11 protein-coding genes are annotated in these 16,207 nt (G+C 68.4%); 3 read left to right on the forward strand and 8 right to left on the reverse strand.

What is annotated here, in order from left to right:
* Positions 1-9: 9 nt before the first annotated feature.
* Together AC3WTE_RS20450 and AC3WTE_RS20455 are read left to right on the forward strand one after the other, a co-directional pair.
* Entirely contained in the window at positions 10-324 is a 315-nt protein-coding gene (locus tag AC3WTE_RS20450) for an ESX-1 secretion-associated protein (RefSeq protein WP_138229534.1), read from the forward strand.
* A 3-nt stretch (positions 325-327) separates the two neighbouring features.
* Entirely contained in the window at positions 328-912 is a 585-nt protein-coding gene (locus tag AC3WTE_RS20455) for a hypothetical protein (RefSeq protein WP_492440402.1), read from the forward strand.
* A 3-nt stretch (positions 913-915) separates the two neighbouring features.
* Here AC3WTE_RS20455 and AC3WTE_RS20460 read toward each other — a convergent pair whose 3' ends face one another.
* The 3 genes from AC3WTE_RS20460 to hrcA are packed head-to-tail and all read right to left on the reverse strand — an operon-like array spanning position 916 to position 3,923.
* Positions 916-1,683 carry a 16S rRNA (uracil(1498)-N(3))-methyltransferase gene (locus AC3WTE_RS20460; RefSeq protein ID WP_492440404.1) on the reverse strand — a complete coding sequence of 256 codons (768 nt, stop codon included), beginning with the start codon at positions 1,681-1,683 and terminating at the stop codon, positions 916-918.
* A 15-nt stretch (positions 1,684-1,698) separates the two neighbouring features.
* Positions 1,699-2,850, reverse strand: coding sequence for a molecular chaperone DnaJ (dnaJ, locus tag AC3WTE_RS20465; protein ID WP_492440406.1), 1,152 nt, complete (start codon positions 2,848-2,850; stop codon positions 1,699-1,701).
* 41 nt (positions 2,851-2,891) lie between these two features.
* Positions 2,892-3,923, reverse strand: a complete 1,032-nt coding sequence (gene hrcA / locus AC3WTE_RS20470) for a heat-inducible transcriptional repressor HrcA (protein WP_492440407.1) — start codon at positions 3,921-3,923, stop codon at positions 2,892-2,894.
* A gap of 179 nt (positions 3,924-4,102) precedes the next feature.
* Here hrcA and AC3WTE_RS20475 point away from each other — a divergent pair, with 179 nt between their 5' ends.
* On the forward strand, positions 4,103-4,432 hold the full coding sequence (locus tag AC3WTE_RS20475; RefSeq protein ID WP_459369136.1) for a type II toxin-antitoxin system VapB family antitoxin: 330 nt from the start codon (positions 4,103-4,105) through the stop codon (positions 4,430-4,432).
* A 6-nt stretch (positions 4,433-4,438) separates the two neighbouring features.
* On the opposite strand, the gene AC3WTE_RS20480 is transcribed toward AC3WTE_RS20475, so the two are convergent.
* The 5 genes from AC3WTE_RS20480 to AC3WTE_RS20500 form a co-directional block, all read right to left on the reverse strand.
* Positions 4,439-4,783 (reverse strand): hypothetical protein, encoded by a 345-nt coding sequence (locus tag AC3WTE_RS20480; protein ID WP_492440409.1) that lies wholly within the window; start codon positions 4,781-4,783, stop codon positions 4,439-4,441.
* Positions 4,784-5,210: 427 nt separating this feature from the next.
* Positions 5,211-5,423 carry an MbtH family protein gene (locus AC3WTE_RS20485; RefSeq protein ID WP_492440411.1) on the reverse strand — a complete coding sequence of 71 codons (213 nt, stop codon included), beginning with the start codon at positions 5,421-5,423 and terminating at the stop codon, positions 5,211-5,213.
* Complete coding sequence (gene mbtG, locus AC3WTE_RS20490) at positions 5,401-6,693, reverse strand: NADPH-dependent L-lysine N(6)-monooxygenase MbtG (RefSeq protein ID WP_492440413.1); 1,293 nt, start codon at positions 6,691-6,693, stop codon at positions 5,401-5,403. Before mbtG ends, AC3WTE_RS20485 begins: the two co-directional genes overlap by 23 nt.
* A 31-nt stretch (positions 6,694-6,724) precedes the next feature.
* Positions 6,725-11,101, reverse strand: a complete 4,377-nt coding sequence (locus tag AC3WTE_RS20495) for an amino acid adenylation domain-containing protein (RefSeq protein WP_492440415.1) — start codon at positions 11,099-11,101, stop codon at positions 6,725-6,727.
* Positions 11,098-16,206 (reverse strand): amino acid adenylation domain-containing protein, encoded by a 5,109-nt coding sequence (locus AC3WTE_RS20500; RefSeq protein WP_492440416.1) that lies wholly within the window; start codon positions 16,204-16,206, stop codon positions 11,098-11,100. The genes AC3WTE_RS20495 and AC3WTE_RS20500 overlap by 4 nt, the downstream gene beginning before the upstream one ends.
* Position 16,207 lies beyond the last annotated feature (1 nt).

Genomic DNA, 16,207 nt, shown 5'->3' on the forward strand with positions numbered 1-16,207 from the left:
GAGCGACACATGGCCGGCAAACTGCAAGTAACGACCTCAGAGTTGCGCGAGCTGTCCACCAAACAAGACGATGCTGCCGCGGTGTTCAGCGCTGCCGGCGACACCACGTCGTATGTCGAAGTCAAAGTGCTGGCCACCCACGGGCCGCTGTGCATGTCGACGCAATCAGCGCTGAGCGCCGCGAACAACGCACGCAAGGCCGCCTGCGAGCAGATGCAGAACAAGTCCCGCAACCTGGCCTCGAATCTGACCACAGCGGCCTCTCAATACGATCAGACGGACGCGCAGGAAGGCTCCCACCTCAGCAAGCAGATGCAGATCTGATCGATGTCCGACCATTCTTGGGACGACCCAGAAGACGAGCACTCGGACACCGAGAGTGCGCTCGACTATCTCAGCGACACCGGCGGCGACGAGGTAAACCCAGACGACTCAAGTCTGGATCTGCTGGTGACGCCGGATGACGAGGCACACTCCGAAGAACCGGCCGGGGCCGACTCCTATGCCGCGGCGATGGAGCCACCGGCTACCGCCGCACCGCGGGACGACGAACCACCACAGCAGGACGAAGGGCCACGGGTAGTGGTGTTCGCGGTATCCGACCCAGCAGGCAACGTCACGGCCGAGGCCTCGATCAGCGGTTCGATCCAGCGGATCAAACTCGCGCCGGGAGCCGCCGCGGCAACCGAGACCGAACTCGCCCGCAGCATCCTGTCAACCGCGAAGCTCGCGAACATGAAGGGCCGTGCGGTGCAACGTGCCCTCATCGAAAGCGTCCTGCGGGCAGAGGGGCTCGACGATGAACGCGTCGAGGCGATCATCGAGGCCAACGCCTCCGACCTACCGACTCCGCGACAAGCCGACGACGCGGTCGCCGAGGCCGAGGCCGCATACCTGCGCGGCGAGCACTGACCGTCAGGGTTCCCAGCGCGGCGTCAGCACGCCCAAGGCACCCAACGCGACTGCCGCAGCGGTCGACGTCCGCAGCACCGACGGTCCCAGCCGAACAGCGACCGCGCCGGCGGCCACCAGCGCCGCCACCTCGCCGTCGGTGATACCGCCTTCCGGCCCGACGATCAGCGTCACGGCCTCAGTGGACGGCGAAATCACGTCGCGCAGTGCCACTTCCGCTGATTCGTGCAGGACCAGGGTGGCATGACTCATCCCGTCGCTTCGCTCACCCCTGGCGGCCCCGACCGACGCGACCAGCTCAGCGGTCGACATCGGGCCAGTGACCGAGGGCACGTACGGCCGTCGGGACTGCCGCGCCGCCGACCGGGCGACCGCACTCCAGCGTCGTAAACCCTTCTCCACCTTGGCCGCACCGTCCCACCGGGCAACGCAGCGCTCGGACTGCCAGGCCACGAAGGCGTCGGCGCCGGCCTCGGTGGCCAATTCGATTGCCAGCTCCGAGCGTTCGGATTTGGGCAGGGCCTGGACCACCGTCACCGTCGGGACCGCAGCCGGGACGTCGGTGACCGACAGCACGCGCGCCGTCAACCGGCCCTTCACCGCATCCTCGATCACGCAGTGCGCCAACATCCCTGCCCCGTCGGACAGGTCGAGTTCCTCTCCCGGACGGATGCGGCGAACCGTCGCGGCGTGGAAGCCCTCGTCGCCGTCGACGACGGCGACACCGCCGACGTCCGGCACCGCGTCGACGTAGAACAGCGCCCGGCTCACCAGCAGCCCCGAAGGCTAACGGCCGCTGAAGGTTTCGCGCAGACGGCTGAACAAGCCACCACTGCCGCCGGCGACGCTCTGCGTGGACCGCACCTCGGTGACGTCGCGGGGGCGCTGCTCCTTGAACTTGCGGAGCAGATCCAGGTCGCGGTTGTCGAGCCGGGACGGCACCACCACATCGATGTGCGCGTGCAGGTTGCCCCGGACGCCGGACCGCAGGTGCGGCATACCGTGGCCGCGCAGCGTGGTGATCGAACCGGGTTGGGTACCCGGCGCGATGGTGATCTCGGTGGGCCCGTCGAGGATGGCGTCGACGGTTACGGTCGTGCCCAGCGCGGCGTCGACCATCGGCACCGAGACCGTGCAGTGCAGGTCGTCGCCGTCCCGCAGGAACAGGTCGTGGGGCTGCTCGTGCACCTCGACGTAGAGGTCGCCGGCGGGACCACCGCCGGGGCCGACCTCGCCCTGGGCGGCCAACCGCACGCGCATGCCCTCTCCGACGCCGGCCGGGATCTTCACGCTGACCTCGCGGCGGGCCCGCACGCGTCCGTCGCCGCCGCACCGGTGGCATGGGTCGGGGATCACCTCACCGACACCGCCACACACGGGGCAGGGACGCGACGTCATCACGTTGCCGAGCAGCGAACGCTGGACCGTCTGCACCTCACCCTGACCGTGGCAGGTGTCGCAGCGCGCCGGCTGGGAGTCGCCATGCGTGCCCTTGCCTTGGCACACGTCGCACAGCACCGCGGTATCGACGGTGACCTGCTTGGTGACGCCCGTCGCGCATTCCTCGAGGTTCAGCCGCAGGCGCAGCAGCGAGTCCGAACCGGGGCGCACCCGGCCGATCGGACCGCGCGAGGACGCACCGCCGCCGAAGAACGCCTCGAACACGTCGCCGAGGCCCCCGAAACCGGCGAAGCCGGCACCACCGCCGCCGCCTCCGCCGCTCTCCATCGGGTCACCACCGAGGTCGACGATGCGCCGCTTCTCCGGGTCGCTGAGGACCTCATAGGCGGTGCTGATCTCCGCGAACCGCTGCTGTGCGCCCTCGTCGGGATTGACGTCGGGGTGCAGCTCCCGGGCCAGCCTGCGGTAGGCCTTCTTGATCTCCGAGTCGCTGGCGCCCTTGCTCACGCCGAGCAGGCTGTAGTAATCGCGTGCCACGCCTAAGAACCTTGCCTAATCTCTCGAACTGCTGGGCACCCTCACCGGGTGCCCAGAACCTCGCCTATGTACCGGGCGACGGCCGCGACGTTGGCGATGGTCCCCGGATAGTCCATCCGAGTGGGGCCCACCACGCCCATCCCGCCGTAAACCTTGCCCAAACTTCCGTAGGCGGTGCTCACGACTGACGTCCCTGCCATCTGCTCGGCCTCGGTTTCGTGGCCGATGCGTACCGTGACTTTACCTGCCTCCTGCTGGGCAGCCAGCAACCGCAGGACCACGACCTGCTCTTCCAGCGCCTCCAGCACCGACCGCAGGGACCCGCCGAAATCAGCCGTGTTGCGCGTCAGGTTGGCGGTGCCGCCGAGCAACAGCCGCTCCTCCTGGTGCTCGACCAGGGTCTCGACCAGCACCGTCGCCGCCCGGCCCACCGCATCGCCGAGGCCGCCGTGACCGTCCATCTGCGACGCCAGGTCGGCCACCGCGATGGACGCGGCCGACAGCAGCTTTCCTTCCAGCGCCGCGCCGAGTCGCTCACGCAGCTGGGACAACTCGTGCTCGCCGATGGAGTCGCCGAGTTCGACGACCCGCTGGTCGACCCGGCCGGTGTCGGTGATGACCACGAGCAACAGTCTGGCCTGGGTCAAGGCCACCACCTCGAGGTGGCGCACCGTGGACCGTGACAGCGTCGGGTACTGCACGATGGCGACCTGGCGGGTCAGCTGCGCGAGCAGCCGGACCGCCCGGCGCAGCACGTCGTCGAGGTCGACCCCGGACTCCAGGAAAGTCAAGATGGCGCGGCGCTCGCTGGACGACAGCGGCTTGACGTCGTCAATTCGGTCGACGAACTCGCGATAGCCCTTCTCCGTAGGCACCCGGCCCGAGCTCGTATGCGGCTGTGTGATGTAGCCCTCGGCCTCCAGCACGGCCATGTCGTTGCGCACCGTCGCGCTCGAAACGCCGAGGTTATGGCGCTCGACGAGCGTCTTGGAGCCGATGGGCTCCTTGGTGGAGACGAAGTCGGCAACGATGGCGCGGAGCACCTCGAAGCGACGGTCGTCAGCACTACCCATGCGTCACCTCCCGATTCACTGCCATTTTACGGTGACGCTGGATCCGGACGGCCCGCAGAGCCCATCTGGTGGCTGGATGCCTCGGCAAACACCCAGTCAACCCGCTAGGGTCAGGTGTATGCCGACGTTGTCACCGCGGACCCGCTCGGCTCATAGGGATTTCGCGGCGGGATTTGCTCATGATCTTTAAAGGGGTACGCGACGGGAAGCCCTACCCCGAACATGGGCTGAGCTACCGCGAATGGGCCCAGATTCCGCCGCGGCAGCTGCGTCTCGACGAGATCGTCACCACCACGACGGTGCTCGCTCTCGACCGGCTGCTGTCCGAGGATTCGACCTTCTACGGCGATCTGTTCCCGCATGCCGTGCGCTGGCAGGGCACCATCTATCTGGAGGACGGCCTGCACCGTGCGGTGCGATCGGCCTTGCGGAACAGGGTGGTGCTGCACGCCCGGGTGTACGACATGGATGTGCCCCTGTCTCAGCAGATTTCGCCCACCGGCGAGTGACGCGCGCTAGCGCAGGTACATGCCGGCCAGCACGACGATCACCAACGCGACGAGCCCGATACCCAAACACATCAGCGCGGTGATGACGCGGTTACGGGCACTGCCGCCCAGACCGTAGGTGCCGCGGAACAACGTGGCGATCGCCATACTGGCGGCGTGCCAGCCCGCGGAATTGCCGTCGCTCCGCGGCTCGGGCTGCGGCTGCGGGTAGCCATAGGGCGGCGGGTAGCCCGGCTGCGGGTAGGGGTACGGCGGCTGCTGGTTCGGGTAGCCGCCGGGCGGATACGGACCTGTCGGATAGGGCCCTGATGGCGGTTGTTGCTGCGGGTACCGAGGATCCGGATACGTCATTGCTGCACTCCCCCTGGTCAGCTTTGGCTCTCGCGACTCTACTCGGGCCACCGAACGACGGGGATCACGCGGAATATCAGGCCCGCGGGACGTATCCGAGAGTCGCAGGCGGGCGCCCACGACCATTGCCGGCCGGAACCTGCTCACGTGAAGCCGGGCCAGAGAAGTACCCGGGCCAGAGAAGTACATGACGTCAATCAGAAGGCAGGCGCGGCCGCTGTGATTGACGGTAGGTACTTCTCCAGGCCGTCAGAAGTCCCTGAGTGCAAAAACCGCCGTCGGCTCACCATGCCGATTGAACGCTGGTACTTCACCGCCGATGTCAGCGTTGATGGTGCGTCCAGACGCTTCGCTACGCGGACTCTGTGAACAGTCAACGCCCACAGATGCGCAACCCGACACGAACCCGACTGCCTCGATCCGCGGCTCAGCCGGCCAGGGAATCGCGCAACGTCTTCGGCCGGATGTCGGTCCAGGTCTCTTCGACGTAGGCCAGGCAGTCGGCGCGCGTGCTCTCGCCGAACACGACCCGCCACCCGGCGGGCACATCGGCGAACACCGGCCACAGGCTGTGCTGCTCTTCGTCGTTGATCAGCACGTAGAACGAGCCGTTCTCGTCATCGAACGGATTGCTGCTCATCGCTTCTCCTCACGGATTGTGTGGACAGTTCGGCACCCAGCACCCGGTCGCTGAGCAGACCGAGGCAACTGAGGTTGGGGAAACCGGGCCCCTGCGTGAGCCAGGACAGGCTGGGCAGGAACAACTTCGGCGCGACGCCCGTCACCGCGAGGTCGTAGCCGATGGACCGCTGCAGCGAGTCGGACGACAGCGGCGCCCCGATACCGAGTTCCAGAACGTCCAACGCGTCCTGGCTCAGCAGCGGCGTGAACCACATGGCGTCGGCACCGGAGCCGTCGATCACCAGGTCGAATCCGTGCACTGTCTCCAGGCAACCGGAGTCGCGTTCGGTCTGCAGGGTCAACCGGATTCGGTCCTGTTGGGGCACGGCATGGGCGACGCGGCCGCGCAGGTGCCGGATGCGGTCGTCGGCCAGGAGTGAGTCCTGAACCCGCGCGGAGAACACGCCACGGTCGGTGCGGGCCATGGCATCTCGGCGCTCGGAAACGCTGAGGCCGGCCCAGCCGGTGGGGTCGGAGAACAGGGTGTTCTCGAAGTAGCCCTCGCCCCGGGTGAATAGCGTGACGCCGGGAGAGATCACCGTGATGGTCGAAACCCGGTGCGAGAACAGCTCATCGAGCATGGTCGCGGCGGTCTCGCCACCACCGATGACGGCGACCCGCTCAGCGTTGATGCGCTCATCCTGGGCGACCCGATGCCAGAACTGGGCGATCGACAGCACCCGCGGGTGCCCCGGCAGGATGGAGCGCTCGGCCTGTCCGGGCCCGGTGATCATCACGCCGTCAGCGCGGACCTGCTGATCGCGGCAGTGCAGCACCCACTGGTCGCCGTCCACCGACAGCTGCGTGACCTCGCCCGTGATCACCTGCATGGCCACGCTTTCGGCGACCCATGTCAGGTACTGGCTCCAGCGCCGGTGGGTCGGTGCGGGCCGGCCGCGGTCGACCCATTCGGCGAACCGCCCCGTCGAGATCAGGTAGGACTGCCAGCTGTGCCGCATCATCCGTTCGTCGAGTTCGATGTTGCGCCGCGGCACGAGCGCTGACCGGTACGGGAAACCGACATCCTTCTCCGGACCGGTGCCCAGCCGGTGCCGGCCGTCGGTCCAGCCGCCGGCGGCCTGCCAGTTGGCGCCGACGCCAAGGCGTTCCACCGCGACGACCTCGGGCGCGTCCACGCCCATGGCGCGAAGTTCAGCGGCCTTGGCGGCCACGGCGACCGCTTTGGCCCCGGCACCGATGACGGCCAATGTGTTTCGGGGCTCAGTCATGCGCGATCCGCCTCCGGCTCCTCGCTGGTCGTCATTTCACCACTTCCCTGAGCTGCGCTTCCCACAGCTGTTGCAATTCGGCAATATCGTCTGCGCTGAAAATGTCTGGCACCGTGCGCCATTGGACGCCGAGCGCCGCGGTGCCGTCATGGTCGATGACTCCCGCCAGCAAGGTCAGCTCGTGGTGCACCGCGTAGTTCGGTTCGGGCACCGGTGACGCGCCGGCCAGCAGCGCACCGTCGAGCTGCAGCGCATCACCGCTCGCTCCGAGATGCACGCGGCCCAGGTAGTTCAGCAGCACCTGGGGTTCCGGGTACGCGGCCAGCCGCTCGGCGGTGTCGGTGCGCAGATGGCGCAGCAGGCCGAAGTCGATGCCGTGGCCCGGAACCGCGGCGATCTCGGCGCTGACCTGTTCGGGCGCTTCGGAACTGAGCCGCAGTGGGTAGATGGCACTGAAGAGGCCGACGGAATCCCCGGTATCGACCTGGTCGCCCGACACCATGGTGTCGGCGCGGCCGTGAGTCTCCAGCGCCAACAGCGGCGGCGGAGTCTCCTGTCCGCGGCGCCGCCGCCAACGGGTGATGGTGCGGGCGGTGGCGGCGGCCAGCAGATCGGTGACCGGCCGGCCGGCCGAGAGGACCCGCCCGGCCAATTCCGGGTCGATGAGTCCCATGGACACCACCACGTCTGCGGCACAGTCGGTCTGGGGGTTCACCCGACGATTGCCGAGCTGCGGGTCGGAGCCGGCGACCTGTGCTTCCCAGAAGTCCACGGTGTCCAGCTGCTGCGCGCGTTCGGCGATCAGCCTGGACCACGTCCGGTAGCTCGTGTGTTCGCGGATTGCGGCTGGTTCGGCGCCGGCTGTCAGTGCGTGCCAACCGTTTTCCAGCTCACCGAGCACGATTCTCCAAGATGCCGGGTCGACGGCGAGCACATGGGCACTGAGCACCAGCACCTTGGCACCGGACTCCCCGGCACCGTCTTGCGGGTGCAGCAGCACCGCCTGCAACAGGCGTCCCTGCTCCGGGTCGAGCCGCTCGACCGCCCGATCGGTCTGCTCCGCCACCGCGGCGACGACGTCACCTGCCACGGTGACCTCCGTGAGGATGTTCCCCACCGGATGGTCGACCAGGGTCATGGCGGCCCGGTCCAGTCGGCAGCGCAGGGCCGGGTGCGCGGCGATGACGTTGTGCAACAACGTGGTCAGCTGCGCAGCGGTCATGGCTTCCGGCACACGTAGAGCCTGAGTCTGGGCCAGTCGCCGGGCATCGCCGAATTGGTACAGCCAATGCACATTGGGCAGCACCGGCACCGGGCCGGATTCCTCGGCCGCCGCCGCGGCCGCTTCGTTCTCGGCATCCAGCTCGTCGGACAGTTCGCGAATGCTGGCGCAGTCCAGCATCATCCGGGCGCGCAATGCGAGTCCGCGGCGGCGTGCGGCCTGTACCACCGACAGCGCGACGATGCTGTCCAGTCCGAGGTCCAGGAAGTCGGCGGTGACGTCGAGTGCCGACGACTCGGCCACCTCGAGGACGTCGGCGAACAACTGTGCCACCGCCCGTTCGGTGGCGGTGGCCGGAGCCGCCGCCTGTCCGGCGCCGGATGCGGCATCGATGGCCGCCAACGCCGCGTCGTCCACCTTGCCGTTGACGGTCAGCGGAATCTCGTCGACGGCGATGATGTGGTGCGGCACCAGATATCTGGGTAGCCGAGAGGCCAGCATCCGCCTCAGCTCGGCGGCAGCTGCCGCCCCGGCGACGTACGCGACCAGCCGTGGCCCGCTGGCATGCCGCCGGACGATGACATGTGCCTGCCGCACGCCGGGGTGAGCGTGCAACACCGCGGCGACCTCACCGGGTTCCACGCGGAAACCCCGGATCTTCACCTGATCGTCGGAGCGCCCCTGGAACTGCAGACCACCGGTGGCGGGATCGCGGCGCACCACGTCGCCGGTGCGGTACATCCGTGCGCCGGCCGCGAATGGGTCGGCGACGAACCGTACGGCGGTCTCCCCGGCACGACCCAGGTAGCCGCGGGTGAGCTGACCACCGGACAGGTACAGCTCGCCGGTCACGCCGTCCGGTACCGGCCGCAGCCAGGCGTCCAGAACATAAGCTCGGGTCGTGGTGGTCGGGCGCCCGATGGACGGGATGCGGTGTTCGGTGAACGCCGCTACCACGGCTTCCACGGTCGTTTCCGTTGGCCCATAACAGTTGTACGCGGACATGCCGGTGCGGTCGCATTCGTCGCGGATGGCTGCCCACGCGCACGGGTCGACGGCTTCGCCGCCGAGCGCCAGCGCGGTCAGCGGCACCGTGGTCAGCAGGCCTTCGGCTTGCAGCTGGGTGAACATCGACGGCGTGGTGTCGATGAGGTCGATGCCGTACTGGCCGATGGTCGCCACCAGTGCCTCGGCGTCACGCTGCACCTCGTCGCTGACGATGTGCAGACCGTGACCGTCCAGCAGCGCCGCCAGGGGCTGCCAGGCCGCGTCGAAGGTGAACGACCAGGCATGCGCAACCCGAAGTGGCCGACCGGCTTTCGCCACCGCCGGGTGCAGCACCCGAGCGGCGTGGTCGGCAACGTACGACAGCACCGCGGCATGCGTGCCGATCACACCCTTGGGCTTGCCGGTGGTACCGGACGTGAACACGATGTAGGCGCCCTGGCCGGGATGTGTTGGCTCCGGTGTGAAATCGCCGACTGAGGTCTTGCTCGCGGCGGTCACGAGTGCGTCATCCACGATGATCGATGCGTCGGTCTGGCCGAGGATCTCCTCGACCCGATCAACGGGCATCGACGGATCCAGCGGCACGATCATTCCACCGGCCTTGAGCACGCCGAGCATCGCGACCACATAGTCAGGGCCCCGGCGAAGCAGCACCGGCACCGGCATCTCGGTCTCCACGCCGCGCCGCCGCAGTTCCGCTGCGACGTGGTCGGACGCCTCGTCGAGACCGCGGAACGTCAGCGCGCCGCCGTCATACGTCAGGGCCACCGACCCGGGCTTGCGGCGCGCGGTGGCGGTGAATTTCTCGTGGATGCCGCCGGTTTCGGTGGCAGCGGGCGTGCCCGGTGACGCAGGTGCGGCCAGATGGATTCCGACGTCGCGCATCGGTCGGTCCCAGCAGTCGACGAGGCGTTGCATCACCGCGAGCACCTGCCGGCCGAGGCTCTCCGGTGGGACCAACCCGGTGGCACCGTCTTTCGCCTCGACCAGGATGGTCAGCTCGCCGCCGGTCAGGTGCGCCGCGACGGTGATCGGGAAATGCGCCAGGCTCTGCAGTGCCCGGGGGCGGAAAGTGGCTCCGCGGACGTCGAATTCGCCGCTGCCGACGAGGCCGCCCGGCGGGAAGTTCTCGTAGACCAGGAGGCTGTCGAACAGTTCGCCGACACCGCCGAGAGACCGGAGTTCGGTGTGCGACAGGTAGCTGTGCTCCCGCAACTCGGCGGCGTCGCGCTGTACCGCCAGGCACTGCTCGCCGACACGGCGCTGCGGGTCCAGTCGGATCCGCAGCGGCACGGTGTTGATGAACAATCCAACCATCGACTCGACACCGGACAACTCCCCCGGCCGGCCTGAGACCGTGACGCCGAAGACGACGTCCCTCCGGTCGGTGAGCACCGACAGTATTGCCGCCCAGGCGATCTGGGTGAGGGTGTTGACCGTGACGCCGCGGGCCCGCGCCGCCTCGACCAGACGATGTGTTGTGTCGCGGGACGCCTTGACCTCGGTGGTGTGGGGCAGATCGTCGCCGAGTTCACCAGATCCGAGAGCCGGAGCCAGCATGGTCGGACCGTCCAGCCCCGCCAGGTGCCGCTGCCACAGCCGGCGACTGACCTCCGGGTCGCGGGCCCCGAGCCAGCCGATGTAGTCGCGGTACGGACGCGGTGCGGCGGGCAGCACCGCGATGTCGCCGCCGGCGGAGTACAGGGCGAGCAGTTCGCCGACGAACAGTGGCAGCGACCAGCCGTCGATCACGATATGGTGCGCGACGACCGCGAAACGCCAACACTGGTCCGGCATTTCGATGAGCAGGAAACGGATGGCCGGACCCCGCTCCAGGCTGAACGGCCGGCGTCGTTCGTGTGCTTCGAGGTCGTCGGCGTCGTCGGGCGACGCGGCGGTGAGCTGCCGCCACGGCAGGTCGACGGCGCTCGGAATCACCTGCACGGTCCGGCTCCCGACCGGCACGAAGCTGGCCCGCAGGTTCGGGTGGCGCACCAGCAACGCTGCCGCACAGTCCCGCAGGAGCGACGCATCGACGTCGCCCTCGATATCGGCCGACATCGCGATCAGGTACGGGTCGTCCGCCTGATCGAGTTGGGCCATCGAATACAGCCCCTGCTGCAGCGGGCTCAGGGCCAGGACGTCCTCGATGACCGGCGCCGGTTGCAGTGTGGTCACTGCGGCTCCTGCGATGCGGTCCACGATGTGGAGAACGACGCGGTCAGCTCGGCCAGTTCGTCGGCGGACAGGCCCGACACCGTCATCGGCGCATGCTCGCGATCTGTACCCTGTGCCCCTTCGGTTTCCGCCGATGACCGGGCATCGATCGCGGCAGCCAACTCGTGGACCGTCGGATATTCGAAGACCATCCGGGCGGTCAGCTTCATCCCGGCGTCACGGCCGCGGGCCGCGAGCTGCACCGCTTTGATGCTGTCGCCGCCCAGGCTGAAGTAGTCGTCGCCGCGGCTGATCTCGGCGTCGACGTCAAGGACCTCGGCCAGCAGTGCGACCAGTGCCCGTTCAGTATCGGTACGGGCGGGCTCCACTGCCGTCGACCCGGTTCGCGCTGCGCGCAACTGGACGGCCTCGACGCGCTCGAGCGCTCCGGTGGCCAACCACCTGCCGCGTTCGCCGGTGGGTGCCGACTCCCGGTAGATGTCGCCGACGACACCGATGCCCACTGGCTGGCGCCACTCGTCGAGCAAGAGTATGTCGTCGGTGCCCGCTGCCCCTTCAAAGGCTTCGTCCACCCGCAGATCCCGCAGTCGCTGGTCGGCGTTCTCGGCGATGCCGGTGATCACCCGGACCAGCCGGTCCGCGAGACGGCGGGCGGTCTCCGGCGTGTACAGATCGGTGCGGTAGATCAGGTGTCCGCGGTAACTGTCCTGCGTGGCAAAGAAATTCACCGACAGGTCGGCGTGTGCCACGTCGAACGTCGGCTCCAGCGCGGTGAACGTGGTGTCGCCGTCAGCCCGCACATCGATGATGTGGTCGGCCGGCAGGTCCTCCCGCACGTGCACGACGACGCCGAACAGGGGGTTGCGCGACAACGACCGGGCCGGGCTGACCGCATCGACGACGTGGTCGAACGGCAGGTCTTGGTGTGCGTAGGCCGCCAGCGCGATGTCCCGTGAGCGGACCAGAATCTCGCGCAAGGTCGGGTTTCCGGTCATGTCGTTGCGCAGAACCAGGATATTGATGAAAAAGCCCACCAGAGCGTCGAGTTCGGCCTCGGTGCGGCCGGCCACCGGGGTGCCGAGCGGAATGTCGAGCCCCTCCCCCGATTTCGCGAGCGCAATCGCGACCGCCGACTGCAGCAGCATGAAGTCGGTGATACCGAGTTCGCGGGTCAGCGCGGTCAGTTTGATGCGAACGTCGGGGTCGATGACGAACGGCACCGACGCGCCCTCACCGGAGAGCACCGCCGGCCGGCTGAAGTCGGGCCGCAGCCCGGGGTCGGCGGGCGGTTCGGCCAACTGACCCCGCCAGTAGTCACGTTGCGTGGCAAGCATTCCCGACTCATCGGACAGCAGGGCGGCCTGCCAGGCCGCGTAATCGGAGTATTGGATCGGCAGCGGCGCGAATTCAGGTGCACGCTGCTCGAGGCGGGCCCGGTACGCGGTGACGAGGTCGGTGAACAACACACCTGCCGACCAGTGGTCGGCGGCGATGTGATGCACCATGATCGACAGCACGTGCTGCCCGGGGATGGACAGCACCGCGGCCCGGATGGGCCACTGTGCTTCCAGATCGAATACGTAGCGCCGTTCCTGGTCGAGTTCGGCTTGCAGCCACTCTTCGTCGGCACCACGAGCGCGGCGGACCGGCAGCGGAGCCGGATCTCTCACCACCTGGTATGGCACACCGTCGATTTCGGTGTAGGTGGTACGCAGCACCTCGTGCCGCTCGACCAGGTCACCGAGCGCGGCGACGAAGGCGTCGACGTCGCAGGGACCGGTGATCCGGGCCGCGAACGGAATGTTGTTGACCGGGCCGGGGCCGTCGATGCGGTACTGGAACCATTGGCGCAGTTGCGATGCCGACATCTGGCGCGGGCCGGTGTGCTCGATGGCGAGCAGCGGCGGCCGGTTGCGCGGTGCCCCGGTGTCGACGCGCGCCGCGATCTCCGCAACGGTGCCCAGCTCGAACACCTCACGAACGCCGATCTCGGCGTCGCAGCGCGCGCGGATCGCGGCGACCAGCTTGGTGGCCAACAGGGAGTGCCCACCGAGTTCGAAGAACGAGTCGTCGGCCCCGACCTGATCGACGCCGAGCAGGTCGGCGAACAGCTCGGCGACCTTGCGCTCGGTGTCGGTGGTCAGTTCCCGGAATGCGTTGCGGGACTGAATGTCCGGGTCAGGCAGCGCGCGGCGGTCGATCTTGCCGTGTGCGGTGATCGGGATTTCGTCGAGGACGACGTAGCCGGCCGGCACCATGTATTCGGGCAGCGCGGCTGCCACCCGGGCCTTGATGCGCTGCACGTCCACCGATTCCAGGTCGCCGCGCTCGGCCGGCGTGAGGTAGCCGACGAGGCTCTTCCCGAGGCCGGGCAGGTCGCTGGCCACGACGACGGCCTGGCCGACGCTCGGGTCCACCGCGATGGCGGCGGCGATCTCGCCGAGTTCGATGCGGAAGCCACGAATCTTGACCTGCTCGTCGGCGCGACCGACGAACTCGATATCACCTTCGGCATTGAGCCGGGCCAGGTCGCCGGAGCGGTAGAGCCGGCCGCCCACGGTGAACGGATCGGCGACGAAGCGCTCGGCGGTCAGGCCGGGACGCTCGTGGTAGCCGTGCGCGACATGGGTGCCACCGATGTAGATCTCGCCGATGACGCCGACCGGCACCGGACGCAACGCATCGTCGAGCAGATGCATCTGCGTGTTGATCTTCGGCTTGCCGATCGGCACGATGCGCGTGCCCTGCTTGCCCTCGACGCGGTACCGGCTGGCGTTGATGACCGTCTCGGTCGGCCCGTAGAAGTTGTGCAGCAGCGCGTCGAAGGTGGCGTGGAACTTGTCGGCGACCTCGCCCGGCAGCGCTTCGCCACCGATCGGCACGCGCTTGAGGCTGCGCCATTCGTTGACGCCCGGCAGCGACAGGAACAGGCCCAGCAGCGAGGGCACGAAGTGCATGGACGTGATGCCCTCGGTGCGCAGCAGCTCGGTCAGGTATCCGATGTCGTTGAGGCCGCCCGGGCGTGGAATGACCAGGCGCGCACCGCAGGCCAGCATGCCGAACACCTCGGCGATGGACACATCGAAGCTGGGCGAGGCCACCTGTAGCAGTCGCTCGTCGGCGTCGATCTGGTACTCGTCGACGAACCACACGAAGTACTCGGCGACCGGACGGTGGGGCACCGGAACACCCTTTGGCAGACCGGTCGAGCCCGAGGTGTAGATCAGGTAGGCGGTGTTGCCCGCGGTGAGCGGCCGCACGCGATCGGCGTCGGTGGGGTTGTCGTCCCGCTGACCCGCGAGGTCGGTGACCGGTTCGCGGATGACAAGTTTCGGGTCGCAGTCGCCCAGGATGAAGGCCAGGCGGTCCTCGGGGTAGGTCGGGTCGACCGGCAGGTACACGCCGCCGGCCTTCACGATGGCCAGCGCGGTGATCACCAGTTCGGGCGACCTGTCGAGCAGCACGGCGACCCGGTCCTCGGTGCCGATGCCCTGGCCGATCAGCCGGTGCGCCAACCTGTTCGCCTCGGCGTTGAGTTCGCGGTAGGTGTAGTAGCGGCCCTCGTAGGCCACGGCGACCGAGTCCGGGGTGCGCTCGGCCTGGGCCTCGATCAGCGCGGCCAGCGTCGTGTCCGGCGTGTTGAACTGTTCGCCCGTGGCCATTTGGCGCAGCCAGCTGGCGTCGCGGTCATCCATCAGGTCCAGCTCGGACAGTGCTCGGCCGGGGTCGCCCAGCGCGGACTCCAGCAGCACCACGTAGTGCCGTAGCAGTTGGTCGGCCAGTGTGGCGTCGAGGATTTCGGTCAGATACTCGGCCTCGACCAGCGCTCCATCGTCGTCGAATTCGACCATGAAGCCCAGCGGCAGCTGCGTCTGCTGGCCGCGGTACTCGGCCCGGCGGCAGGTGATGCCGGGCGGGCAGAAGCCTCGGCTGTCAGCTTCGCGGGCGCCGAACGAGACCCGTGCCAGCCGCTCGACGCCGTGACGGCGGTCCGGGTTGAGTTCGCGCACCACCCGGTCCAGGTTGATCTGCTGATGTGCGAACGCACCATGGGTGGTGTCCCTGGCCTGCGTGACGAAATCGCGGAAATTCTTGCGCGACTCGGGCCGCAACCGCAGCGCCACCGTGTTGCCGTAGTAGCCCAGCGCGTCCTCGGTGCCGCCGCTGCGGTTGAGGACCGGGGTCGCGACGAGGAGATCATCGGCGTGGGTGTAGCGGTGCAACAGAGTGCCGAAGGCCGCCAGCAGCACGGTGTACGGCGTGGCACCGGTCTGGCGGGCCAGCTCGGAGACCCGGGCCACGGTGTCTGCATCGAGACGCCGGGTGACGCGCTGTGAGCGATGACCGGTGGGCGCCACAGAACCGTGCGGGCCCGGAAGTTCCAGCGGCTCAGGCAGATCGGCCAGCACGGACCGCCAGTACTCCAGCGCCTCGGTGTGATCATCGGCGGGCACCGAGCCCGGAATCACCTCGGCCAGCTCTTCGCCGGCCAATTCTCCCTCGTAGGCCCGCGTGAGGTCTCTGAAGAACACCTGCCAGGAGGCGTCGTCCCAGGCAATGTGGTGGGCGGTGAGCAGCATGACGTGCTCGTGCGCCGCGGTGCGAATCAAGCTGATCCGCAATGGTGATTCCGTGTCGAGCTGGAACGGCGTACCGAATTCCCGCTGCGCCAGTACCTCGAGCCGCAGGGTGCGCGACGTGTCGAAGAGCGCGCTCAGATCATGGGTGCTCCAGCCGGGAGCCAGCTGGTCATGCACCGTCAGGCCGGGCTCGCCGGTGGCATCTGCCCGGTAAGTGGTGCGCAGCACCGGATGACGCGCGGCAACGGCAGTCACCGCATCCTGCAGCCGCTGGTGGTCCAGGTCGCCGGTGATGGCAAAGGACACACAGACATTGAGCAGTGCACCCGAGGGTTCGGCGGTCTGCACGAACCACATCCGGCGCTGGCCGTCGGATAGCACCGGCCCGGCGGCGACGCCGTCGTGCGCCTGGTTCTGAGGCTGCAGGCCGCGCTCGGCAAGCTTGCGCCGCAACAGCTCCAGGCGCGCGTCATCCGCCCCGTTCGCCCCTCGCGTGCGCAGCTCCCGGATGTCGGTCTCGGTCACG

It is taken from the genome of Mycobacterium sp. FW102-FHT13B02, assembly GCF_058790275.1.

Bases quoted from the DNA above. Each gene is read 5' to 3' on its own strand.
- AC3WTE_RS20485 (WP_492440411.1), bottom strand. From the start codon at position 5,423: ATGAGCAGCAATCCGTTCGATGACGAGAACGGCTCGTTCTACGTGCTG.
- hrcA (WP_492440407.1), bottom strand. From the start codon at position 3,923: ATGGGTAGTGCTGACGACCGTCGCTTCGAGGTGCTCCGCGCCATCGTT.
- mbtG (WP_492440413.1), bottom strand. From the start codon at position 6,693: ATGACTGAGCCCCGAAACACATTGGCCGTCATCGGTGCCGGGGCCAAA.
- AC3WTE_RS20475 (WP_459369136.1), top strand. From the start codon at position 4,103: ATGATCTTTAAAGGGGTACGCGACGGGAAGCCCTACCCCGAACATGGG.
- AC3WTE_RS20455 (WP_492440402.1), top strand. From the start codon at position 328: ATGTCCGACCATTCTTGGGACGACCCAGAAGACGAGCACTCGGACACC.
- AC3WTE_RS20480 (WP_492440409.1), bottom strand. From the start codon at position 4,783: ATGACGTATCCGGATCCTCGGTACCCGCAGCAACAACCGCCATCAGGG.
- AC3WTE_RS20450 (WP_138229534.1), top strand. From the start codon at position 10: ATGGCCGGCAAACTGCAAGTAACGACCTCAGAGTTGCGCGAGCTGTCC.